The sequence below is a fragment of the Nocardioides marinquilinus genome (genome assembly GCF_039543705.1).
GTDB lineage: Bacteria > Actinomycetota > Actinomycetes > Propionibacteriales > Nocardioidaceae > Nocardioides > Nocardioides marinquilinus.
Genome location: NZ_BAABKG010000002.1, coordinates 644,890 through 667,838 on the forward strand (window position 1 = coordinate 644,890; position 22,949 = coordinate 667,838).

The 22,949-nt window shown below is 74.2% G+C and carries 20 protein-coding genes; 11 read left to right on the plus strand and 9 right to left on the minus strand.

Translation table 11 applies throughout. The annotated features are described in order from the left end of the window. Positions 1–14 precede the first annotated feature (14 nt). The 7 genes from ABEA04_RS09135 to ABEA04_RS09165 all read left to right on the plus strand — a co-directional run bounded on the left by ABEA04_RS09135 (position 15) and on the right by ABEA04_RS09165 (position 5,516). The gene (locus ABEA04_RS09135) at positions 15–1,706 is read left to right on the plus strand and encodes an alkaline phosphatase D family protein (protein WP_345457285.1); all 1,692 of its coding nucleotides are present in this window, start codon (positions 15–17) and stop codon (positions 1,704–1,706) included. 50 nt (positions 1,707–1,756) lie between these two features. After that, a complete protein-coding gene (locus ABEA04_RS09140; RefSeq protein WP_345457287.1) occupies positions 1,757–2,356 on the plus strand; it encodes a hypothetical protein in 600 nt (199 codons plus the stop codon). Positions 2,357–2,360: 4 nt separating this feature from the next. Continuing rightward, on the plus strand, positions 2,361–2,948 hold the full coding sequence (locus tag ABEA04_RS09145) for a hypothetical protein (RefSeq protein ID WP_345457290.1): 588 nt from the start codon (positions 2,361–2,363) through the stop codon (positions 2,946–2,948). A gap of 7 nt (positions 2,949–2,955) precedes the next feature. Continuing rightward, positions 2,956–3,555 (plus strand): hypothetical protein, encoded by a 600-nt coding sequence (locus tag ABEA04_RS09150; protein WP_345457292.1) that lies wholly within the window; start codon positions 2,956–2,958, stop codon positions 3,553–3,555. Beyond that, positions 3,552–4,166: a hypothetical protein gene (locus ABEA04_RS09155; RefSeq protein ID WP_345457294.1), complete on the plus strand. Its 615-nt coding sequence runs from the start codon at positions 3,552–3,554 to the stop codon at positions 4,164–4,166. The genes ABEA04_RS09150 and ABEA04_RS09155 overlap by 4 nt, the downstream gene beginning before the upstream one ends. Positions 4,167–4,220: 54 nt before the next feature. Further along, on the plus strand, positions 4,221–4,799 hold the full coding sequence (locus ABEA04_RS09160) for a hypothetical protein (RefSeq protein WP_345457297.1): 579 nt from the start codon (positions 4,221–4,223) through the stop codon (positions 4,797–4,799). A 126-nt stretch (positions 4,800–4,925) separates the two neighbouring features. Next, complete coding sequence (locus ABEA04_RS09165; protein ID WP_345457300.1) at positions 4,926–5,516, plus strand: hypothetical protein; 591 nt, start codon at positions 4,926–4,928, stop codon at positions 5,514–5,516. Positions 5,517–5,543: 27 nt separating this feature from the next. On the opposite strand, the gene ABEA04_RS09170 is transcribed toward ABEA04_RS09165, so the two are convergent. The 4 genes from ABEA04_RS09170 to ABEA04_RS09185 are packed head-to-tail and all read right to left on the minus strand — an operon-like array spanning position 5,544 to position 7,935. Next, positions 5,544–5,945: a DUF4333 domain-containing protein gene (locus ABEA04_RS09170; RefSeq protein WP_345457303.1), complete on the minus strand. Its 402-nt coding sequence runs from the start codon at positions 5,943–5,945 to the stop codon at positions 5,544–5,546. Positions 5,946–5,980: 35 nt separating this feature from the next. Next, positions 5,981–6,754, minus strand: coding sequence for a helical backbone metal receptor (locus ABEA04_RS09175; protein WP_345457305.1), 774 nt, complete (start codon positions 6,752–6,754; stop codon positions 5,981–5,983). Then, positions 6,751–7,251, minus strand: coding sequence for a thioesterase family protein (locus ABEA04_RS09180; protein ID WP_345457308.1), 501 nt, complete (start codon positions 7,249–7,251; stop codon positions 6,751–6,753). Before ABEA04_RS09180 ends, ABEA04_RS09175 begins: the two co-directional genes overlap by 4 nt. A gap of 24 nt (positions 7,252–7,275) precedes the next feature. Beyond that, positions 7,276–7,935: a maleylpyruvate isomerase N-terminal domain-containing protein gene (locus ABEA04_RS09185; protein WP_345457311.1), complete on the minus strand. Its 660-nt coding sequence runs from the start codon at positions 7,933–7,935 to the stop codon at positions 7,276–7,278. A 92-nt stretch (positions 7,936–8,027) separates the two neighbouring features. Here ABEA04_RS09185 and ABEA04_RS09190 point away from each other — a divergent pair, with 92 nt between their 5' ends. The 3 genes from ABEA04_RS09190 (at position 8,028) to ABEA04_RS09205 (ending at position 12,644) form a co-directional block, all read left to right on the plus strand. Further along, positions 8,028–8,918, plus strand: a complete 891-nt coding sequence (locus ABEA04_RS09190; RefSeq protein ID WP_345457314.1) for an alpha/beta fold hydrolase — start codon at positions 8,028–8,030, stop codon at positions 8,916–8,918. A 195-nt stretch (positions 8,919–9,113) separates the two neighbouring features. Further along, a complete protein-coding gene (locus ABEA04_RS23010) occupies positions 9,114–11,216 on the plus strand; it encodes a phospholipase D-like domain-containing protein (RefSeq protein ID WP_425576999.1) in 2,103 nt (700 codons plus the stop codon). Positions 11,217–11,375: 159 nt separating this feature from the next. Then, positions 11,376–12,644 (plus strand): MFS transporter, encoded by a 1,269-nt coding sequence (locus ABEA04_RS09205; protein WP_345457317.1) that lies wholly within the window; start codon positions 11,376–11,378, stop codon positions 12,642–12,644. Between the two features lie 113 nt (positions 12,645–12,757). On the opposite strand, the gene ABEA04_RS09210 is transcribed toward ABEA04_RS09205, so the two are convergent. From ABEA04_RS09210 to ABEA04_RS09220, 3 genes are all read right to left on the minus strand, one after another. Beyond that, entirely contained in the window at positions 12,758–13,204 is a 447-nt protein-coding gene (locus ABEA04_RS09210; RefSeq protein ID WP_345457320.1) for a hypothetical protein, read from the minus strand. A gap of 157 nt (positions 13,205–13,361) precedes the next feature. After that, positions 13,362–16,571: a fused isobutyryl-CoA mutase/GTPase IcmF gene (gene icmF, locus ABEA04_RS09215; protein WP_345457323.1), complete on the minus strand. Its 3,210-nt coding sequence runs from the start codon at positions 16,569–16,571 to the stop codon at positions 13,362–13,364. A gap of 81 nt (positions 16,572–16,652) precedes the next feature. Beyond that, on the minus strand, positions 16,653–17,678 hold the full coding sequence (locus tag ABEA04_RS09220; protein WP_345457326.1) for a LacI family DNA-binding transcriptional regulator: 1,026 nt from the start codon (positions 17,676–17,678) through the stop codon (positions 16,653–16,655). Between the two features lie 133 nt (positions 17,679–17,811). Between ABEA04_RS09220 and ABEA04_RS09225 the strand changes: the two genes are divergently transcribed. Continuing rightward, a complete protein-coding gene (locus tag ABEA04_RS09225; protein ID WP_345457329.1) occupies positions 17,812–19,047 on the plus strand; it encodes an alpha-hydroxy acid oxidase in 1,236 nt (411 codons plus the stop codon). Between the two features lie 213 nt (positions 19,048–19,260). On the opposite strand, the gene ABEA04_RS09230 is transcribed toward ABEA04_RS09225, so the two are convergent. After that, positions 19,261–20,331 (minus strand): WD40/YVTN/BNR-like repeat-containing protein, encoded by a 1,071-nt coding sequence (locus tag ABEA04_RS09230; RefSeq protein ID WP_345457332.1) that lies wholly within the window; start codon positions 20,329–20,331, stop codon positions 19,261–19,263. Between the two features lie 173 nt (positions 20,332–20,504). Then, a complete protein-coding gene (locus tag ABEA04_RS09235; RefSeq protein WP_345457335.1) occupies positions 20,505–22,853 on the minus strand; it encodes an MMPL family transporter in 2,349 nt (782 codons plus the stop codon). Positions 22,854–22,949: the final 96 nt, after the last annotated feature.

Here is a 22,949-nt window from a genome sequence, read left to right on the forward strand (position 1 = left end):
GCAGGACGACGCGCGTGACCGGGCTGGTGCTCGGTCCGCTGCTGCGGCACGTCGACGAGCACGGCGCGTCGCTGTGGGTCGAGACCGACGGGCCCTGCCGGGTGCGGGTGAGCACCCCCGGTGTCGACCCCGCCGAGGCGGTCACCTTCGCCGTCCACGGGCACCACTACGCGCTGGTGCGGCTCGAGGGCCTCGAGCCCGGGCGCCGCTACCCCTACGCCGTCGAGCTGGACGGCGTGCAGGTCTGGCCCGACGAGGGGTCGGGGCTGCCGCCGTCCGTCGTGCCGACGCTCGACCACGCCAAGCCGCTGCGGCTGGCCTACGGCTCGTGCCGCACCTCGGTCTCCCACGACGAGAAGGGCAACCGCACCCACGGCGTCGACGCGTTGCGCGCCTTCGGGCTGCGCATGGCCGGCCTGACCGACAGCACCCACGCCGACGACCCCGACCCCGACGAGCCCCGCTGGCCCGACCTCGTCGTCTTCCTCGGCGACCAGGTCTACGCCGACGAGACCACCGAGGAGATGCAGGACTTCATCGAGCAGCGGCGCGGCCTCGACACCCCGCCCGGCAAGGAGCTCAAGGACTACGAGGAGTACGCCCACCTCTACCGGCTCGCCTGGTCGGACCCCGTGAACCGGTGGCTGCTCTCGACGCTGCCGAGCCAGATGATCTTCGACGACCACGACGTCCGCGACGACTGGAACACCTCGCAGTCGTGGAAGGACGACATGGAGGCCACCGACTGGTGGCACGACCGCATCGTCGGCGGGCTGTCGTCGTACTGGGTCTACCAGCACCTCGGCAACATGACGCCGAGCGAGCTGGCCGACGACCGGTGCTGGCAGGAGGTCCTCGCCCACGGTGACGAGCCGGGCTGGGACGCCGGGCCGATGCTCGACGCGTTCGCCGAGCGCACCGACCAGGAGCCGACCGCCTACCGGTGGAGCTACGTGCGCGACCTCGGCGAGCAGGCGCGGCTGGTCGTGGTCGACTCGCGCGCGGCCCGGGTGCTCGAGCCCGAGCGCCGCGGCCTGCTCGACGACGAGGAGCTCGCCTGGCTCGACGACCAGCTGCGCGGCGACGTCGACCACCTGCTGATCGGCACCTCGCTGCCGTTCCTGCTCGCCCCCGGCCTGCACTACGTGGAGGCGTTCGGCGAGGCACTGGCCGGTGGCGCGTGGGGACGACGGCTGGCCGGCCCGGGCGAGAGCCTGCGGCAGGTCGTCGACCTCGAGCACTGGGCGGCCTTCCAGCGCACCTTCACCGACGTGGCCGAGATGGTGCTGGAGGTGGCGCGCGGTGAGCGGGGGCGGCCGCCGTCCACCATCACGTTCCTCTCCGGCGACGTGCACCACAGCTACCTCTCGACGGTGAAGCCGCCCGAGGGGACGCACAGCCGGATCCTGCAGGCGGTGTGCTCGCCGATCCGCAACCCGCTGCCGCGGGTGATGCGGTTCGCGACGGCGGCGCTGTCGTACGGCGTCGCCGGCCCGATCGGCCACGTGGTCGCCCGCTCGGCCAAGGTGCCCGACGCGCCGTTCGAGTGGCGGCTGGTCGAGGGCCCGTGGTTCGACAACAACCTCGCGGTGCTCGAGGTGCACGGCCGCGACCTGCGGCTGTGGTGGGCCACCGGCTGCGTCGACGGCGACGCCCACGACCGGCCCCGGCTGGCCCGCGTCGCCGACGTGACCGTGCCCGGCTGAAGTTCCGCCGTTCGCCGGACGGCGGGCCGGTTGCCACCTACGGTTCGCGGATGAAGCCCCTCCTCGCCCTGCTCGCGGTCGTCGCCGCGTGCGTCGGCCTCACGGCCGCTCCCGCCTCCGCCGAACGCGTCAGCGGCCGCGACGGCCGCGCCGACGTCGCCCAGCTCGACGAGGAGAGCGACCGGCCGACGAAGGTTGCCCGTCCCAGCGGTGACCTGGTCGGTTATGCCGTCCGATACGGCCAGCACCGCATCTCGGCCGTGCTCCGCTACCGCGACCTCAAGCCGCAGGGACGCCGGTTCTTCGCCGGCCTCATCATGACCCTCCCCGGCGCCGCTGGGCAGGACGTGGGCCTACAGGTGTTTGCCGGTCGCGGCGACCGAGCGGGTCAGTCGATGCTCGACGTGGACGACGACGAGCGCTGCAACACGAGGCACCGCATCGACTACCGCCGTGACGTCGTCCGCCTGAGCACGTCGGCTCGATGCCTGGGCCGACCGCGGTTCATCGACGCCTTCGTCGCCTCGGTGACCTACGACCGCAGCTACCGGAGCGTGTGGGTCGACATCGCCCCCGGGAACTACCGCGAGTTCGCGCGCAACGCCGACACGGACGAGAACTACCCGACCGTCCGCGTGCGGCGGGGCTGAGGCCGTGAAGCGACTCCTCGCCCTGCTCGCCGCCGTCGCCGTGTGCGTCGGGCTCACCGTCGCGCCCGCCTCGGCCGAGCGGGTCACCGGTCGCGACGGCCGGGCCGACGTCACCCGCACGGACGACGACGGCACGTCGACGGTCGCCTGGGCCAATTTCGACGTCGTGCGCTACGCCGTCCGCTACGGCGAGCACCGCATCTCGGCCGTCGTCCGGTTCCGCTCCCTCGTGCCCGGCCGCGACGTGTTCGCGATGGTCTACCTGCGGCCTCCTGGCCGTCGCGACGACCTCCCGCCCACGGTCGCCGTGACAGCGGGGCGTGGGCACCGCGCCGGGACCTCGGTGCTCATCGGCGTCGAGCGGCGCTGTCGGCCGCGGCATCGCGTCGACTACCGCCGCGACCTGGTCCGGATGAGCTTTCCGGCCCGCTGCCTCGGCCGGCCCCGATACGTCGACGCCTCGGTGCTGTCGATCGGCTTCCGCAGCCTCAGCAGACCGACCTACGTCGATATCGCACCCGGCACCGCGCGGGACTACCAGCGCTCCGGGTCGGGCGTCGACTTCCCGACCGTCCGCGTGCGGCGGGGCTGAGGCCTCCGTGAAGCGACTCCTCGCCCTCCTCGCCGTCGCTGCCGCGTGCGTCGGCCTCCTTGCCGCGCCGGCGTCCGCCGAGCGCGTCACCGGTCGCGACGCCCGCGCCGACGTCGCCCGCGAGGATGCCGACGACCTCGCCATGACGCGGGTGCGTCGGCCCTCGGTCGACGTGGTCCGCTACGTGCTGCGGTACGACGAACGGCGCTTCACCGCCGAGTTGCACCTCGCCGATCTGCGTCCGGTCGGCCGCCGGTTCACGGTCGCGGCGTTCCTGACGTCGCCCAGCTGGCGCGAGTCGGGTTCCGTCCCGCTCGTCGTCACCGCCAACCGCGCCAACCGGGCGGGCAGCTCGCGATTGCTCGGCGCGCCGAGCTGCCGCACGACGCACCGCATCGACTACCGCCGCGACCTGGTGCGGGTGAGCATGCCGGCACGGTGCCTGGCGACGCCCCGTGTGCTCGACGTGTCCCTGCTGACCCACGTCGCCGTCGGTGAACGGGCGTGGTTCTACGACGTCGCGCCGGGTGGGTACCGGCGCCTGGCCGACGAGGACGACGACGAGGGCCGCTACATCCGGGTGCGCCGGGGTGAGGTGTCGCGATGAGACGGGCGCTGGCCTTTCTCGCCGTCGTCGCGGCGTGCCTCGGGCTGCTCGCCGCACCCGCCTCGGCCGAGCGGGTCGTCGGCCGCGACGGCCGGGCAGACGTCGTCCGGATCAGCGGCAGCGACCTCGCTCGGTCGGCCCGGCCCGAGGTCGACCTCGTGCGGTTCGCCGTCCGCTACGGCAGGCACCGCATCTCGGCGGTCCTCCGCTACCGCGACCTGCGCCCACGCGGCGACGCGTTCTCCGCCGGCCTGGCCATGGACTTCCCGGCCGGGCACGAGATGTGGGAGGGCGGTCTCGACGTCACGGCCGGCCCCGGCGACCGCAGAGGGACGGCGGAGGCGTGGGCCGACGGCAGCGACGGTCTCGAGCCGGGTCCCGACTGCCGCGTGCGCCACCGCATCGACTACCGCCGCGACGTCGTCCGGATCAGCGCTCCCGCCCACTGCTTCGGGCGGCCGCGCTACGTCGACGCGTTCGTGCGCACGCACGTCGTGCGCCGCGACACCGAGACCTACTGGGCCGACGTCGCCCCTGCCACCTACCGCGAGATCTCGGGCGACGCCCCGTCCCACGGCCGCAGCCCGTTCGTCCGCGTGCGTCGCGGCTGAACCCGACCCGCGCGGGGCGTCGACGGCGGGCGCCGGCATCACTACGGTGCCGGGATGAGACGACTCCTCGCCCTGCTCGCCACCGTCGCCCTGGCCGTGGGGCTCACGGCCGCCCCCGCCTCCGCCGTCCGTGTCTCGGGCCGCGACGGCGTCGGCGACGTCGCCCGCGAGGGGCGGCCGGCCGACGGCGGTGTCGCCCGCCCGACGGTCGACCTCGTCGGCTACTCGATCCGCTACAGCGAGCGCCGGATCACCGCCACGCTGCGCTACCGCGACCTGCAGCCCCGCGGCCGCACCTTCTTCGCCGGCCTGTTGTTCACCGCCGCTGGCCGCGACAGCAGCGACTCGCTGCAGGTCATCGCCGGCCGCGGCAACCGCGCGGGGGAGTCGATGCTCGACGGCCGCGAGCGGTGCCCGACCACCCACCGCATCGACTACCGCCGCGACGTCGTCCGCGTCAGCATGCCGGCGCGGTGCATCGGAGCCCCGCGCTACATCGACGCCTTCGCCGGCACCTACGTCTTCGCGCGCCGCGGCAACGCCCTGTTCATCGACATCGCGCCCGGCACCTACCGCGACTTCGTGCGCGCGGACGACGACGACTACCCGACCGTCCGCGTGCGTCGCGGCTGATCCCCAGCCCCGCCCGGTAGTCCCTGACGAAGATCAGGGTTCCGACGTGGGGATCCTTGATTTTCGTCAGGGACTACCGGCCCGGGCTGCCCGACGCCGCCGGCCGGCCCACCTACGGTTCGCGGCATGAGACGACTCCTCGCCCTCGTCGCCGCCGTCGCCGTGTGCGTCGGCCTCGCGGCTGCCCCCGCCTCGGCCCAACGGGTCACCGGCACCGACGGGTCCGGGGACGTCGGCCGCCTGGTCGAGGACCGGATCGACCGGACGCCGCGGCCCGCCGTCGACGTCGAGACCTGGGCGGTGCGCTACGGCGACCACCGCATCTCGGCGGTCGTGGGGTTCCGCGACCTGCAGCCGCGCGGCCGGCGCCTCGAGACCAGCCTGGTCCTCCTGCACGGTGCGGACCGAGGACGGTCGACCGAGGTGAGCGTGCTGGCCCGTCGCGGCGACCGTGCCGGCACGGCGCGCGTGCTGGGTGGGAAAGACTGCCACCCCCGACACCGCATCGACTACCGACGCGACCTCGTGCGCGTCTCGTTCGCCGCCCGTTGCATCGGCAGCCCGCGGGCGTTCGAGGCCCTGATCATCACCAAGCTCGTGCCGGCCTCCGGGCAGGCCTTGTACGCCGACCTGGTGCCGGCCACCTACCCGCAGCTGCGCTCGATCGTCCGGTCGGAGTCGTTCGACTACCCGACCGTGCGCGTCCGCCGCGGCTGACCGCGGCCCGGTCTCGGCCGGGAGCGGCTACTCGGCGGGCTCGGTGGGCTGCTCGTCGACCTGGATGTCGAGCTGCGCGTCGGCGCCGTCGACGGAGGTGACGGTCACCGTGGCGCCGTAGGTCTGGCCGTCCGCGGTCACCGTGCAGCGGGTCTCGGCGTCGGCCTCGGCGGCGAGGTCGTCGGGACAGTCGACGTCCTCGGGCGCCTGCCCGACCGTCTCGGTGAGGCCGGTGCTGACCCGCTCCTCGAGGTCCTCGATCACCAGCACCGGGTCGGCGCTCTCACCGTCCCCGCCGTCGTCGTTGCCGTCGCCGTCGTCGGAGCAGCCCGCGAGGGCGCCGAGCCCGAGGACGGCGGCGGCGCACGTGGCGGCGAGGCGGTGCGTGGGGCGGCGGCGACGGACGGGGAGCAGCGTGGTGGTCGTCATGGCCCGCATCCAACGCGACGCGACGCCGGTCGGGTTCACCCCCGCAGGCTGGCCGCCTCGACCAGCGACGGCCCGTACCAGGTGATGAGCCGGCCGCTGACCAGCTCGGTCGGCGTCCGCTCGAAGGCCTCGGGGCCGTCGTCGGCGGTGAAGACGTAGGGCTCGTCGGGCAGCAGGACGACGTCGGCCCCGGCGCCGTCGACGTCGGCGAGGTCGAGGGTCGGGTAGCGCTCCTCGCGCACGACGTTCTGCCACCCGAGCCGTCGCAGCAGGTCGGAGGTGAAGGTGTCGGAGCCGACCACCAGCCACGGGTCGCGCCAGATGGGGACGACGACCCGCCGCGTCACCGGCGGCAGCGGCCCGCACCACAGCCGGTCGGCCTCGGCGAGCCAGGCGGGCGGCGTCCAGCCCAGGGCGGCGAGCAGCCGCTGCATCGACCCCACCGCCTCGGGCACCGTGGAGATGTCGGTGACCCACACCGCCACGCCCGACTCGCGCAGCCGGCGCACGTCGAGCTCGCGGTTCTCCTCCTTGTTGGCCACGACGACGTCGGGGGACAGGGCACGGATCGCGGCCAGGTCGGGGTTCTTGGTGCCCCGCACGCGTGTCACGCCGTGCGCGTCGAGGTCGGCGGGGTGGGTGCACCAGTCGGTGGCGCCGACGACGGCCTCGCGCCGCGCCGAGACCAGCGCCTCGGTCAGCGACGGCACGAGCGAGACGACGCGGGCGGCCGGCCCGTCGAGGGCGACCTCCGCGCCGAGGTCGTCGCGCCCGGGGTGCCCGGGGTGCCCGGGGTGCCCGGTACTCACCGCCGCAGGCTGAGCCGGTCGGCGTGCTCGGCGGCCCAGCCGGACGCCGCGATCTCGGCGTCCAGGGTGGCGGCGAGGTCGTCGGGGATCGGCACCGAGCGCCGCGACTGCATCGATACGTGCACGTACATGACCTCCATCGTGCAGGCGACCGCGTCGCGCCCCTCGTCGAGCACGAACGCGACGGCGTGCACCGCCTTGGCGGTGCGTCCCACCAGCGCCGGCCGCACCGAGAACGGCTCGCCGAGACGCAGCTCGCCGAGGTAGCGGATGTGGTGCTCGACGGTGAAGAACGACAGCAGCCGCTCGGTCAGGTACGAGGCGTCGACGCCGAGCTCGGCCAGCCGCTTCCACGGCGCCCACGCGCCGAGCTCGAAGTAGCGGCCGATGTTCATGTGGCCGTTCTCGTCGATGTAGCCCTCGGGCACCGTCATCTCGTAGGACGCCGGCAGCGTGCGGACGAGGTCGGGGCTCGGCGGGCTCGTCGGGGCGCTCACCGCCCCGACGCTAGAGCGTCGTCCTCACCCGCCGAACGCCGACACCGCGCCCGACGAGCGCTCAGCGCGTGCCAGCGCCCGCACCAGCGGGGCCTGGCCGTGCCGCCGCGCCGCCAGCATCGCCAGCACCGCGAGCGCCGGGTGCAGCACGTCGTCGTCGAAGGCGGGCGGCTCGGCGCCGACGCTCGTGGCGAGGTCGTCGGCGTGGACGACGACCTCCACCAGCCGCACCGCCAGCAGGTCGTCGAGCGCGAGCGCGCAGTCCTGCCACGGCACGTGGACGACGGGGCCGGCCGCGGCGATCGCCCCGGGCAGGTCGGCGAGCGACTGCTCGAGGATGCCGACCGAGTGGGGCTGGCCGCCGGCCGCCATCGCGTCGAAGTCGGCGCAGATCGAGGTGTTGGCCGGGTGCTCGACCGGGGCGTCGAGCCAGTCGGCGCGGTCGTAGTGCGCCCGCAGCGACAGCAGCGGGACGTCGGGCGGCAGCGGCGCGCGCAGGAACTCCACGGCGCACTCGGGCTGGCTCACGAGGTGGCGAGTCAGGCCGCCGACGGTCAGGCCGGGCAGCGCCGAGCCGTCGTCCCAGCGCTCGGCCACGCGGGCGTCGCTGACGAGCGGGACGAGCGCGCGGCACGCGCGGGCGAGGGCGTCGCGGTCGAGCGCGCCGGCGAAGGTGAGGGCCATGGCCCGACCGTAGGGCCGATCGCGGACGGAACACGGTCGTCAGCGCGGTGGGTCAGGGCTGCGGGTCAGGGCTTGGGGGTCAGGATGGGGGCATGCCGGTGCTGGAGGACTTCGAGACCCACGACGTCGACGTCGCCGGGGTGCGCGTCCGTGCCCGCGTGGCCGGCGACGGGCCGCCCGTGCTGCTCCTGCACGGCTACCCGCAGACCTCGGCGATGTGGCACCTCGTCGCGCCCGGGCTCGCCGCCACCCACACGGTGGTCGCCGCCGACCTGCGCGGCTACGGCGGCTCCGACCGGCCGGCGTCCACCCCCGATCACGCGGCCTACGGCAAGCGCGCGATGGCCGCCGACCAGGCCGGCCTGATGCGCGCGCTCGGCCACGAGCGCTACGCCGTGGTCGGTCACGACCGGGGCGCGCGGGTGGCGCACCGGCTCTGCCTCGACCACCCGGACGCCGTCAGCCGTGCCGCCGTCCTCGACATCGTGCCGACCCGCCACGTGCTCACCCACGTCGACCTCGAGCTCGCCCGCACCTACGACCACTGGTTCTTCCTCGCGCAGCACAACGACCTGCCCGAGGTGCTGATCGGCGGCGCGCCCGAGCACTGGCTGCGCACCAAGCTCGACCAGTGGTCGGGCCCCGGCGCGGTCTTCGACGCCGACGCCGTCGCCGAGTACGTGCGCTGCTTCGACCCCGAGTCGGTCCGCGGCACCACCGACGACTACCGCGCCGGGCTGACCGTCGACCTCGCCGACGACGACGCCGACTTCGCCGCCGGACGCCGGGTGGCCTGCCCGTTGCTGGTGCTGTGGGGCGCGGCGGGGCTCGTCGGCCGCGCCTACGACCCGCTCGAGGTCTGGCGCGGCTACGCCGCCGACCCCGAGCTGGTCACCGGCGAGGCGGTCGAGGGCGGCCACTTCCTGCCCGAGGAGGCCCCGGAGGCCACGCTCGCCGCGCTGCGCGCCTTCCTCACGACCTGAGCTGGTGGCCGGCCCTCGGTGCGAACGGCCGATCCGTTCGATCGAACGATCCGACGGGCTTCTCGGGTTCTCCTCCGCTCCAGACCGTTCGATTGAACGCAACTGGGCCCCACTGAGCCCGACGGCAGCCCCGGACAGCACCCCGACGCACGCCGCGAGCGCGGCGCCCGACGGCCCGGGTCGATACTGACCGACGTGGGTCAGCGCAACTACCTCGTCGAAGGCGTCTCCGGCACCGGCAAGACCACCGTCTGCGACGAGCTGGCCCGCCGCGGCCACCAAGCCGTCCACGGCGATCGCGAGCTGGCCTACCAGGGTGATCCCGAGACGGGCGAGCCGCTCGAGGGCGCCTCGCACGAGCACCACGTCTGGGACCTCGAGCGGGTGCGCGCGCTGCTGGCCGACCGCAGCCGCCCGCTCACCTTCCTGTGCGGCGGCTCGCGCAACTGGCACCGGTTCGTCGAGGACCTCGACGGCGTGTTCGTGCTCGACGTCGACCGGACGACGCTCGAGCAGCGGCTCGACCGGCGTCCCGCCGACGAGTTCGGTGCCGCACCCGCCGAGCGCGACCTCGTGCTGCGGCTGCACGCCACCGAGCAGGACGTGCCCGACGGGGTGCGCGTCGACGCCACGCGCCCGGTCGTCGAGGTGGTCGACGACATCCTGCGTCACGTCGGGGCGGGCCCGGCCGGCGACGACCTCACCGGCTGGCTGCTCACCCAGCCCGAGCGCGGCAACCCCTGGACCCGCGTGGACGACGTCCACCCCGGCCCGCGGGCGTGGTCGGAGGGCAACCTGGTGCGGCCGCTGGTGCACGGCGCCACCTACTTCGCCGAGCTGTGCGAGCGCATCGCGGCGACCCGGCCCGGTGACCTGGTGCTGTTCACCGACTGGCAGGGCGACGCCGACCAGCGCCTCACCGAGGCCGAGGACAGCCACGTCGTCGAGGTGCTCGGCAGCGCCGACGAGCGCGGCGTCGACGTGCGCGGGCTGGTGTGGCGCTCGCACAGCAACCGCATCGGCTTCACCGCCGAGCAGAACCACGACCTCGGACGACGGCTGCAGGAGCGCGGCGTCGAGGCGATCCTCGACATGCGGGTGCGCCAGCGCGGCTCGCACCACCAGAAGCTGGTGGTGATCCGGCACCGCGACGACCCGACGCGCGACATCGCCTACGTCGGCGGCATCGACCTCGCCCACTCGCGCCGCGACGACCGCGACCACGGGGGCGACCCGCAGGCGCTCGACAACATGCCCGACGAGTACGGCCCGACGCCGCCGTGGCACGACATCCAGGCCGCCATCACCGGGCCGGCGGTGCACGACGTCGAGACCACGTTCCGCGAGCGGTGGGAGGACCCCACCACGCTGCTGCGCAGCCCGATCATCCTCACCCGCGACAAGCTGCGCGGCCTCGACACCAGCCCCGACCCGCTGCCCCCGCAGGCGCCGCCGCCGCCGCCGGTGCCGGGGGCGACCCACGTCGTCCAGCTGCTGCGCACCTACCCCGACCTGCGCGGCGGGCGCGACTACGCCTTCGCCGACGGCGGCGAGCGCAGCGTGGCCCGCGGCTACAGCAAGGCCGTCGAGCAGGCCCGGCGGCTGGTCTACGTCGAGGACCAGTACCTGTGGGGCCGCCACGTCGGCAACGTGTTCACCGACGCCCTGCGCGCGCACGACGACCTGCACGTGATCGTCGTGGTGCCACTGCACCCCGACGTCGAGGGGCTCAACCGGGTCGCGCAGCGCGAGGGACGCCGCCGCGCCATGGCCGAGATGACGGCGGCCGCGCCCGACCGCGTCGGCATCTTCGGCATCGAGAACCACGCCGGAACGCCGGTCTACGTGCACGCCAAGACCTGCATGGTCGACGACACGTGGGCCTCGATCGGCTCCGACAACTTCAACCGCCGCTCGTGGACCCACGACTCCGAGCTGTCGTGCGTGGTGGTCGACCGGGCCGGCGCCTACGCCCGCGACCTGCGGCTCACCCTCGCCGCCGAGCACCTCGACCGCGAGCCCCACGACCCCGAAGCGCCGGCCGCCCCCGGTGCTCCCGGCGACATGAGCGACTGCGTCGACCCCGCCGGCATGCTCGCCGCCTACGCGGCCTGCGCCGACGCGCTCGACGCCTGGCACGAGGGCGGACGACGCGGCCCCCGCCCGCCCGGCCGCCTGCGCCGTCTCCCGGTGCCCGAGGTCGGCTGGTTCGCCCGCCTCGGCGCCCTCCCGCTCTACCTCGCCGCCCACGACCCCGACGGCCGCCCCCGCTCCCTGCGCCGTCGCGACGCGTTCTGAGGTCGTCGTCCCACCTGTCCCACGGGTCGTCAGGGATACCCGGTTCACCGGGTATCCCTGACGTCCTCGGCCGTTGCAACGCCCGAGAAGCGGAGGCAGTGCCCGAGAAGGTGGCGGCTCGACCCCCGCCCCGACCGCTCGACCGGCGAGGATGGCGGCGTGAGCGACGTCGCGACGCGGTTCCCCTCGCGCGACTTCACGCGGTTCTGGTGGGCCGAGACGGTCTCGTCGTTCGGCACCTACATCACCCTGCTCGCCCTGCAGACGATCGTGGTGCTGACCCTCGACGGCACGGCGCAGGACGTCGGCTGGGTCAACTCGGCGCGCTGGCTGCCCTACCTCGTGCTCGGCCTCGTCGTCGGCGCGCTGGTCGACCGCTACCGGCGCAAGCCGGTGCTGGTCGTCACCGACCTCGCCCAGGCGGTGCTGCTCGCGGCGATCCCGCTGGCGTGGGCGCTCGACGTCCTCACGCTGCCGCTGCTGCTCGTAGTGGCGGCCTGCTACGGAGCGGCGTCGCTGGTCAACGGGGCGGCGTCCACGGCGTTCGTGCCGCGCCTGGTCGAGCGGCGCGACCTGCAGCGCGCCCATGCCCGCATCGACGGCGCCGACGCCGTCGCCCAGACCAGCGGGCCGGCCCTCGCCGGCCTGCTCGTCAAGCTGGTCGGGGCGCCACTGGCGGTGCTGGTCGACGCCGCCACCTACCTCTTCGCGGCCGTCGCGACCCTGACGCTGCGGGTCGACGAGCCCGCCCCGGCGCCGACGGCCCGGCCGAGCATCGTGCGCGAGATCCGGGACGGCGTCCGCTGGGTCTACCGCGGCTCCGGCCTGGCTGTGCTGGCCGCGACGACGCACGTCTGGTTCGCCGCCAACGCCGTGGTCGGCGCGGTGCTGGCGCCGTTCGCGCTCGTCACGCTCGGGCTGAGCCCGCTGCAGTTCGGCGTCGCGACCGCGCTGGCCGGGGTGGGGGCGGTCGTCGGCACCGCCACCACGAGTGCGGGCGGACGACGCCTCGGCACCGGCGGTGCGGTGATCCTCGCGCACGTGGTCACCACCGTCGGCGTGGTCGTGACGCTGGTGGCCGGGCTCGGCACCAGTGGCTGGGTCGCGACGCTCGTGCTCGGTGCGGGGCAGGCCTGTTACGGCTTCGGGATCGGGTTCAGCAACTCCCACGAGGAGAGCTACCGCCAGGCCCTGACCCCCGACGCCCTGCTCGGCCGCACCGTCACGACCATGCGCTCGTTCAACCGCGCGGTCATCGTCGTCGTCGCGCCCCTGGGCGGGCTGCTCGCCGTGCAGGCGGGGGAGCGGACGGCGCTCGCCGTCGCCGCCGGGATCTTCGCGGTCGCGGTCCTCGCCCTCGCGGCCTCCCCGTTCCGCCGCGTGCGTCAGGACCTCACCGCCGACGCCGAGGTCGGCCCCGCGTCCTGACCCGAGCGATCGCTCGGTTCGTGCCCGGTTCGGGCGGGGTGGGCGTCCTGAACCGAGCGATCGCTCGGTTCGCGTCGAGGCCGGGGTCGGGCGGCGAACCGGGCCCCAGGTGACTAGCGCCGGCCGCGGGCCGCGACGAGAACGGCCAGGCCGAGGGCGCCGAACACCGCGGCGAGGATCGGGACGACGAACGCGAAGACCTCGAGCCCGTCGCTCCAGCCGGAGTCCTCGTAGCGCCGGACGGTGACCGAGGCGCCCCACCACAGCGCGGCGACCACGCCGGCCAGGCCGAGGCCCGCCACCCGCCACGAGAACCAGCCCGCGACGACGACCAGCACGACGGCGACGACCGACGCCGGCAGCTGGATGCCGGTGTCGATGAACTCGGTGCGGTAGCTGGTGCTGCCCGGCGAGACCCGCACCGCCCCGTCGGCGGCGTCGAGCGCCCAGGCGACGGCGCCCCAGGCGAGGCCCACCGCCAGCACGGCGAGGGCGGCGGCGACCGGGAGGTCGTGGCTGCGGCGGGTGGTGCTCCGGACGGCGGTTCGCTGGTCTGACACGGGCGTTCCTCTCGTGGTCCGAGACTGGACCTCCGACGCTAGGAAACCGCGGCGTCCGGCGGATCCGCCGCAGTACTCAGATCGACCCGTCAGACATGTCCGACGGGTCAGCGCGATTCCGACGTCGACCCGTCAGACATGTCCGACGGGTCAGCGCTCAGACGTTGCGGCGGTACTGGCCACCGACCTCGAAGAAGGCGTCGGTGACCTGGCCGAGGGAGCAGACGCGGGCGGCGTCCATGAGGACGGCGAAGACGTTCTCGCCGGTGGTGGCGGCCTCCTTGAGGCGGGCGAGGGCGTGGGCGGCGTCCTCGGCGTGCTCGGCCTGGAAGGCGTGCACCCGGTCGAGCTGCGAGCGCTTCTCGGCATCGGTGGCGCGGGCCAGCTCGACGTGCTGGGGCGTGGCCCCGTCAGCACCGTCGCCGACGTCCTTGAGGAAGGTGTTGACGCCGACGATCGGCAGCGAGCCGTCGTGCTTGCGGTGCTCGTAGAGCATCGACTCGTCCTGGATGCGGCCGCGCTGGTAGCCGGTCTCCATGGCACCGAGGACGCCGCCACGCTCGCTGATGGCGTCGAACTCGCGCAGCACGGCCTCCTCGACGAGGTCGGTCAGCTCGTCGACGATGAACGAGCCCTGCAGCGGGTTCTCGTTCATCGCCAGGCCCCACTCGCGGTTGATGATGAGCTGGATGGCGAGCGCCCGGCGCACCGAGGCCTCCGACGGCGTCGTCACCGCCTCGTCGAAGGCGTTGGTGTGCAGGCTGTTGGCGTTGTCGTAGATCGCGATGAGCGCCTGCAGCGTGGTGCGGATGTCGTTGAAGTCCATCTCCTGCGCGTGCAGCGACCGCCCGCTCGTCTGCACGTGGTACTTCAGCTTCTGCGAGCGCTCGGAGGCGCCGTAGCGCTCGCGCATCGCGACCGCCCAGATGCGCCGGGCGACCCGGCCGATGACCGAGTACTCGGGGTCCATGCCGTTGGAGAAGAAGAACGACAGGTTGGGCGCGAAGTCGTCGATGTCGAGGCCGCGGGCCAGGTAGGACTCGACGTAGGTGAAGCCGTTGGCGAGGGTGAAGGCGAGCTGGCTGAGGGGGTTCGCCCCGGCCTCGGCGATGTGGTAGCCGGAGATCGAGACCGAGTAGAAGTTGCGCACCCCCTGCTCGATGAACCACTCCTGGATGTCGGCCATCATCCGCAGCGAGAACTCGGTGGAGAACAGGCAGGTGTTCTGGCCCTGGTCCTCCTTGAGGATGTCGGCCTGCACCGTGCCGCGCACGGTCTGCAGCGCCGTCGCCTCGTCGACGCCGTTCGCGCGCGCCTGGTCGAGCACGGTGTTGAGGAAGAACGCCAGCACCGTGGGCGCCGGGCCGTTGATGGTCATCGAGACCGACGTCGTCGGCGAGAGCAGGTCGAAGCCGTCGTAGAGCTCGCGCATGTCGTCGAGCGTCGCCACGCTCACCCCCGACGTGCCGACCTTGCCGTAGACGTCGGGACGCTCGTCGGGGTCACGGCCGTAGAGCGTCACCGAGTCGAACGCGGTCGACAGGCGGGTGGCCTCGCTGCCCTGCGAGAGCACCTTGAACCGACGGTTGGTGCGGGCCGGGTCGCCCTCGCCGGCGAACATGCGGGCGGGGTCCTCGCCGTCGCGCTTGAACCGGAAGACGCCCGCGGTGAACGGGAAGACGCCGGGCAGGTTCTCGGCGCGCCAGAACCGCACCAGCTCGCCGTGGTCGGCGTAGCGGGGGAGCGCGACCCGGCGCACCTTGGTGCCGCTCAGCGACTCGCGGGTCAGCGCCGTGCGCAGCTGCTTGTCGCGGACGACGACCACCTGCTCCTCGCCGGAGTAGGCCTCGACCACCGCGGGCCACCCGTCGATCTGCTCGCGCACCTCGCGCGGCAGGTCGTCGCGCGCCCGCTCGACCAGGCCGTCGATCTCGTCGGTCCCGCTCAGCTCGCCGGCCACCGCCTCGAGACGCTGCAGCCGCCGCGCCCGCTCGACGAGCACCTCGGTCTCGGCGTGGTAGTCGCGCACCGTCTGCGCGATCTCGGAGAGGTAGCGCACGCGGTCGCCCGGGATGATCGGGTGGATCTCGGACGACGTGCGCCCCTGCACCGGGGCGAGCGTGCCCTCGCCGACGGGCAGGCCTCGCTCGGCCAGCAGGCCGCGCAGGTGCTGGTAGAGCGCGGTGACGCCGTCGTCGTCGAACCGGGCGGCCGACGTCCCGAAGACGGGCATGTCGGAGGGCTGCTGGCCGAACGCCTCGCGGTTGCGCACCAGCTGGCGGCCGACGTCGCGGAGGGCGTCGGCAGCGCCGCGACGCTCGAACTTGTTGATCGCGACCGCGTCGGCGAAGTCGAGCATGTCGATCTTCTCCAGCTGCGAGGCGGCGCCGAACTCGGGCGTCATCACGTAGAGCGAGGCGTCGACGAACGGCACGATCGCTGCGTCGCCCTGGCCGATGCCGGGCGTCTCGACGACCACGAGGTCGAAGCCGGCCGCCTTCAGGACGGCGATGACGTCGGGCAGCGTCTCGGGCAGCTCGTGGGCGCCGCGGGTGGCCAGGGAGCGGAAGTAGACCCGGCTGCGGTCCATGCCGGCGCCGGCGGGCAGGTCGAGGGAGTTCATGCGGATGCGGTCGCCCAGCAGCGCCCCGCCGCCCTTGCGGCGCGTGGGATCGACGGCCAGGACGGCGACGCGCAGCTTGTCCTGCTGGTCGACGCGCAGCCGGCGCACCAGCTCGTCGGTGAGGGAGGACTTTCCCGAGCCGCCCGTGCCGGTGATGCCGAGCACCGGGGTGCGGTGGCGGGCGGCGGCGTCGCGGACGGCGGCCAGGACGTCGTCGTCGAGCCGGCCCTGCTCGGCGCCGGTGATGGCGCGCGCGACGTCGGCGGCGTCGCCGGCCAGCACCTGCTCGGCGGTGACGGCGCGCTGCGCCCACAGGTCGACGTCGCAGTCGGCGACGACGGTGTTGACCATGCCGGCCAGGCCGAGGCGCTGGCCGTCCTCGGGGGAGAAGATCGTGACGCCGCTCTCGCGCAGCCGCGCGATCTCGTCGCGCACGATGACCCCGCCGCCCCCGCCCACGACCTTGACGTGGCCGGCGCCGCGCTCGCGGAGCGAGGTGACGAGGTACTCGAAGTACTCCAGGTGCCCGCCCTGGTAGGACGAGACCGCCACGCCCTGCGCGTCCTCCTCGACGGCCGCCTCGACGACCTCGGCGACCGAGCGGTTGTGACCGAGGTGCACGACCTCGCAGCCCTGGCTCTGGAAGATCCGCCGCATGATGTTGATCGAGGCGTCGTGGCCGTCGAACAGGCTCGAGGCCGTCACCAGCCGCACGGGGTGGCTGGGCACGTGGAGGTCGGGCATGGGGGCGCTCCGGGGGACGTCGGGCTGGTGCCCCGCCAGATTACTTGGACGTCCTACCAAATGGCCACGCGACGACGGGCGTCAGGTTCCCGTCGAGGCCCGGGCCGCCAGCTCGGGGGTGAACAGCACCTGCTCGTGGGCGTGGTCGGGGTCGGCGGCCTCGGCGAGCACGAGGCGGGCGGCGGCGCGGCCCAGCTCGGCGCGCGGCTGACGCACCGAGCTCAGCGGCACCGCGGCGGCCGAGGCGAACTCGATGTCGTCGTAGCCGACGATGGCCAGCTGCGCCGGCACCCGCACCCCGCTGCCGACGGCCTGCTGCAGCAGCCCGAGCCCGATCAGGTCGTTGGCGCAGAACGCGGCGGTCGGACGCCGGGCCGCCGGCACCGCCGCCAGCCGTTCGCCGGCGTCGCGTCCGGCGTCGACGTCGAGCGAGGACGTCGGCAGCACCAGCAGGTCGTCGTCCGGCAGGCCCGCGTCGGCCCACACGGCCCGGGCGCCCCGCAGCCGGTCGCGCACCCGACCGATGGTGAGCGGGCCGCCGACGAAGGCGACGCGGCGGTGGCCGCGGTCGACCAGGTGCTGCACGGCCAGTCGGCCGCCGAGGACGTCGTCGACCGCGACCGAGCAGAAGTCGCGGCTGGCGCGGGTGCGGTCGACCAGCACGACCGGCGTGCCGCGGTCGCGCACCCGGTCGAGCACCGGGGCGTCGGGGTCGACCGGGGTGACCAACAGGCCCTGCACGCGCTGCTTCTCGAACAGGTCGAGGTGGGCGGCCTCGCGCTCGGCGCGCTGGCCCGAGTTGGTGAGCACGAGCGAGAGGCCCGCCTCGCCGGCGGCCTCCTCGATGCCGGTGGCGACGTCGATGAAGAAGGGGTTGCGGGCGTCGAGCAGCACGTAGCCGAGCGTCTCGCTGCGACCGACCCGCAGCTGGCGCGCCGACTCGTTGCGCACGAAGCCGAGCCGCGCCATCGCCTGCTCGACCCGCTCGCGGGTGGCGGCGGTGACCCGGTCGGGCCGGTTGAGCACGTTCGAGACGGTGCCGAGCGAGACGCCGGCCGCGGCGGCGACGTCCTTGACCGACGCGGGGCGTGCGGGGCGGCCCGTCATGGCCACTCACCTCCGCCCCGCGGACTCGGTCCTGGCCCGGGAGTCTAGGTCGTCGCGACGGCGTCGGGCAGTCTTGAACCCTCGCGCGACCGGGTCGTGCGCCGTCCCCGAACCAGCCGAGCCGGAGCCCACGATGAAGCGACAGCTGCCCACGCGGCGCGACCTCGCCCCCCTGCTGCGGTTCAAGCGTCCCGAGACCTCGCCGAAGCGGCGCCGGCTCGAGCGGGCGCTGACCATCGACGACCTGCGGAGGGTCGCCGAGCGTCGCACCCCGCGCGCGGCCTTCGACTACACCGACGGTGCCGCCGACGGCGAGGTGTCGCTGGCCCGGGCCCGCCAGGCCTTCGCCGACGTCGAGTGGCACCCCGCGATCCTGCGCGACGTCTCGCACGTCGACACCTCACGCGAGGTGCTGGGCCAGCGGGTGGCGCTGCCGTTCGGCATCGCGCCCACCGGGTTCACGCGGATGATGCAGGCCGAGGGCGAGGTCGCCGGCGCCACCGCGGCCACCGCGGCCGGCATCCCCTTCGCGCTCTCGACGATGGGCACGACCAGCATCGAGGACGTCGCCGCCGCCGACCCCGACGGGCGGCACTGGTTCCAGCTGTACATGTGGAAGGACCGCGACCGGTCGATGGCGCTGGTCGACCGCGCCGCGAAGGCCGGGTTCGACACACTCCTGGTCACCGTCGACGTGCCCGTGGCGGGGGCGCGGCTGCGCGACGTCCGCAACGGCATGACGATCCCGCCGACCCTGACCCCGCGCACGGTGGTCAACGCCATCCCGCGGCCGGCGTGGTGGATCAACTTCCTCACCACCGAGCCGCTGGCCTTCGCCTCGCTCGACTCGTGGTCGGGCACGGTGGCCGAGCTGCTCGACACGATGTTCGACCCGACCGTCACCTACGACGACCTCGCCTGGATCCGCGAGCAGTGGCCCGGCAAGGTCGTCGTCAAGGGCGTGCAGACGGTGGCGGACGCCGTCCGCGTGGCCGACGCCGGCGTCGACGCGGTGCTGCTGTCGAACCACGGCGGCCGCCAGCTCGACCGCGCGCCGGTGCCGTTCCACCTGCTGCCCAGCGTGGTGAAGGAGGTCGGCAGCCAGGTCGAGGTGCACCTCGACACGGGCATCATGTCGGGACAGGACGTCGTCGCCGCCGTCGCGCACGGCGCCCACTTCACCTACATCGGCCGGGCCTACCTCTACGGGCTGATGGCCGGCGGCCGCGAGGGCGTCGACCGCACCATCGAGATCCTGCGCGGCCAGGTCGAGCGCACCATGCGCCTGCTCGGCGTGACCACCCTCGACGAGCTCGAGCCCGGCCACGTCACCGCCCTGCGCCGCCTCGGCCCGGTGCCCCCGGCCTGAGGCCCTTCGACAGGCTCAGGGTCCGTGGGGCTGGGTCGGCGTGATCGCTGCCTGGTCTCGAGGCTCGGCCGTGGCCGGCCTCGCACCTCGACCACCGTGGTGGCCCGTCGACGTGGCGACGATGGTCGAGGTGTGAGGAGCCCTGGCGACGAGCCTCGAGACCACCGGCCCTCCCACGGACCCTGAGCCTGTCGAAGGGACCCCGGGCGCGCCCTACCGGCTGCCGCCCAACCGCAGCCGCGCGACGACGCCGTCCTGGCCGCTGCCCCAGCAGGTGCCGCTGACGCAGCGGACGGCGTCGAGGGAGAGGTCGCCGACGGGGCGCCAGTGGCGGCCGGCGTCGGGGGAGAGGTCGCTGCCTCCGGAGCCGACGGCAACGACGACCGAGGTGGACGACGGACGCCGGAACGCCACCGCCGAGCGGTAGCCGCGGGCGTCGGCGCCGCGCTGCCAGGTGAGGCCGCCGTCGGTGGTGACGGCGACGGTGCGGCGGCCGCGGCCCGGTGCGGCGAAGTCGCCGCCGACGGCGACGCCGACCCGCGGGCCGCGGAACTCGATGGAGTTGACGCCCGAGCTCTCGCCGGCGCGGATCGGCACCCGCGACACGCGCCAGGTGCGGCCGCGGTCGGTGGTGCGGAAGACGCGGGCGTCGGCGCCGCCGGTGCCGAACCAGGCGCGGGTGCGGCCGGCGGTCTCGATGCAGGTGCCGCTGGCGGCGAAGGCGAACTCGCCCTCGAGCGCGCGCGGCATGCGCCGGGGCTTCACGACCCGCCAGGTGCGACCGGCGTCCGCGGTGCGGATGATGCGGAACCGACCGTCGACGGGGTCGGAGAAGGCGATGCCGTGGCGCCCGTCGGGCCACATCGAGACGCAGTCGTAGAACGCCTGCGGGTCGCGGTTGCGGAAGACCTCGCGCCACGACCGGCCGGCGTCGGTGGTGCGGTAGATGCGGCTGTCGGTGCCGGTGCCGATCGACATCACGACCGCGACGCCGGGGGCCACCACCTCGACGTCGCGGAAGGCGAGCGGCGTGTCGGTCTCGGGCGAGACGTCGACCCAGCGGCGTCCGCCGTCGCCGGTGCGGAAGACGCCGCCGTCGTCGCCGGCCACCCACACCCGGTTAGGGCCGGCGACGGCGAGGCCGCGCAGGCCCTGGTCGGTGAAGGGCTCGACCTGCTGCCAGGAGCGGTCGGGACGCGGGTCGGGGGCAGGGGCGGGGCTCGAGGGGGTGGCGGAGGCGCCCGGGAGGCCGCTGACGATCAGGGTCCCGAGAGCGGCGGCCACGACGGTGAGGAGAGGTCGGGTTCGCACCCGGTCATCCGACCACCGTGGCCGCCCGCCTGTCGAGCGCTGTCGAGCGCTGTCGAGCGCTGTCGAGCGCTGTCGAGCGCTGTCGAGCGCTGTCGAGCGCTGTCGAGCGCTGTCGAGCGCTGTCGAGCGCTGTCGAGAGCCCCGGCTCAGCGCCCGACGAGCTCGGCGTCCGCGTCGTCGGTGCGGTGCTGGCCCACACCCTTGCGGTCGAGCTTCTCGCCCTCCACGTCGACGTCGGGCAGGATCCGGTCGAGCCAGCCCGGCAGCCACCAGGCCTTCTCGCCCAGCAGGTACATCAGCGCCGGGATGAGCACCATGCGCACCACGAAGGCGTCGAAGATCACCGCGACGGCGAGCGCGAAGCCCATCGACTTGATGATGGCGTCGTCCTCGAGGATGAACCCGGAGAAGACGGCGGTCATGATCACCGCGGCCGCCGCCACGACGCGGGCCGAGCTGCGGAAGCCGTCGACGACGGCCTCGCGGGTCGACGCGCCGTGCACGTGCGCCTCGCGCATGCGGGTCACCAGGAACACCTGGTAGTCCATCGCCAGGCCGAAGACCACGCCGATGAGGAAGATCGGCATGAAGCTGACGATCGGCTGGCCCTCCATGATCCCGAACGCGCCCTCCTGGAAGATCGCGACGGTCGTGCCGAGGGTGGCCAGCACCGACAGCAGGAAGCCGAGGGTGGCGGTCAGCGGCACCAGCACCGAGCGGAAGACGATCATCAGCAGGATGAACGCCAGGCCGACGACCACGGCGAGGTAGACCGGCAGCGCCCCGTTGAGGCGGTCGGAGACGTCGGTGGTGATGGCGGTCAGGCCGGTGATCCCGATGTCGGTGCCGGTGGCCTCCTCGATGTCGGACTCACCGCCGCGCAGCGCGTCGAGCAGGCTCTGCGTCTGCTGGTCGTCGGGGCCGTACTGCGGGATGAGCAGCAGCGTCGTGCCGCCGGCCTGCGCCGACTGCTCGGCCGCGGCCGGGTCGGCGGCCGAGGTGTCGAGGGCGCCGACGACGCCGTCCTGCTCGGCGGCCCACTCCGTGACCGCGCTGAACGCCTGGGCGCGCTCGCCCTCGGGCACCTCACGCGCGTCGACGACCAGCTGGAACGGCGCCTCACGGCCGGGGCCGAAGCCCTCGGTGAGCAGGTCGCTGGCCTTGCGCTGGGTGGTGTCGGGCGAGGCGGTGCTGTCGGTGGGGAAGGCGAGGAACAGGTCCTTCAGCGGGATGGCGAGGGCGCCGAGGGCGACCACGACCAGCAGGACGGCCGCCACCGGCTGCTTGCCGACCAGGCGCGCCCAGCGGACGCCGTTGTTGAGCACGCGGCCCTGCTCGTCGCGGGTCGGGCGGTACTTGCGCACCCGGCCGCCGAACGCCTTCGACTTCAGCATGCCGAGGACGGCGGGCAGCAGCGTCAGCGCCACCAGCACCGCCAGGAAGACGGTCGCCGCGGCGGCGAGGCCCATGACGGTCAGGAACGGGATGCGGACGACGGCCAGCGCGGCCAGCGCGATCAGCACCGTCAGGCCGGCGAAGACCACCGCCGAGCCCGACGTGCCGACGGCGACACCGACCGCCTCCTCGCGGTCGTCGGTGTGCTCGAGCTCGTTGCGGTAGCGGGCGAGGATGAACAGCGAGTAGTCGATGCCGACCGCCAGGCCGATCATCGTCGCGAGGATCGGCGCGCTGGAGCCGACGTCGAGGAACGCCGACATCGCGGTGACGCCGGTCAGGCCGAGCGCCACGCCCCAGATCGCGCTGACGATGGGCAGGCCGGCCGCGACGAGCGAGCCGAAGGTGAGGATCAGGACGAGCAGCGCGATGCCGATGCCGATCAGCTCGGAGGTGCCGCCGGGCGGCGCGAACTCGCTCATGCCCTGGCCGTTGGCCTCGGCGACCAGGCCGCCGGCGCGGGCGTCGTCCAGCGCGTCGAGCACGGCCTCCTGGGTCTCGGGCTTCACGTCGGTGACGGTGTCGACGTCGAAGGCGAAGCTGATGACGCCGATGCGGCCGTCGGCCGAGATCGGCGCGAGCGCCGCGGCCGCGCCGGCCGAGGCGTCGTCCTGCCCCTGCTGGCCCTGCTGGCCGCCCTGCTCGCCCTGGCCGCCCTGGCCGCCCTGCTGGGCCTGCTCGGCCGCGGCGACGGGGTCGGCGACGGTCTCGGGCGCGGGCATCTGCGGGACGGCGCGCAGCTCGTCGGTGAGCGCGGCGACCTCGTCGGCGTAGTCGCTCAGCTGCTCGCCCTCGGGGGCGGCCACGACCACGTTGACGGTGGCCTGGTCGAAGGCGTCGGTGCTGCCGGGGAACAGCTCGGCCTGCAGGTCGGCCGCCTCCTCCGACGGGATGCCGGGGATGGTGAAGGCATCGGTCGTGGGCTTCGAGAACGCGGCGGCGAAGGCCGCCACGGCGACCATCAGCACCACCCAGCCGGCGATGAACAGCGGCCAGCGGCGGAAGGCCGTCTTGCCGAGGCGGTAGAGGTAGGTGGCCATGGGGAGGTCTCCTGTCGAGCGTCGTGTGGAGGCGAGCGGGGTCGAGTGGGGGTCGAGCGGCAGGTCGGCGGGAGCGATCGGGCGGTGCGGGCGGTG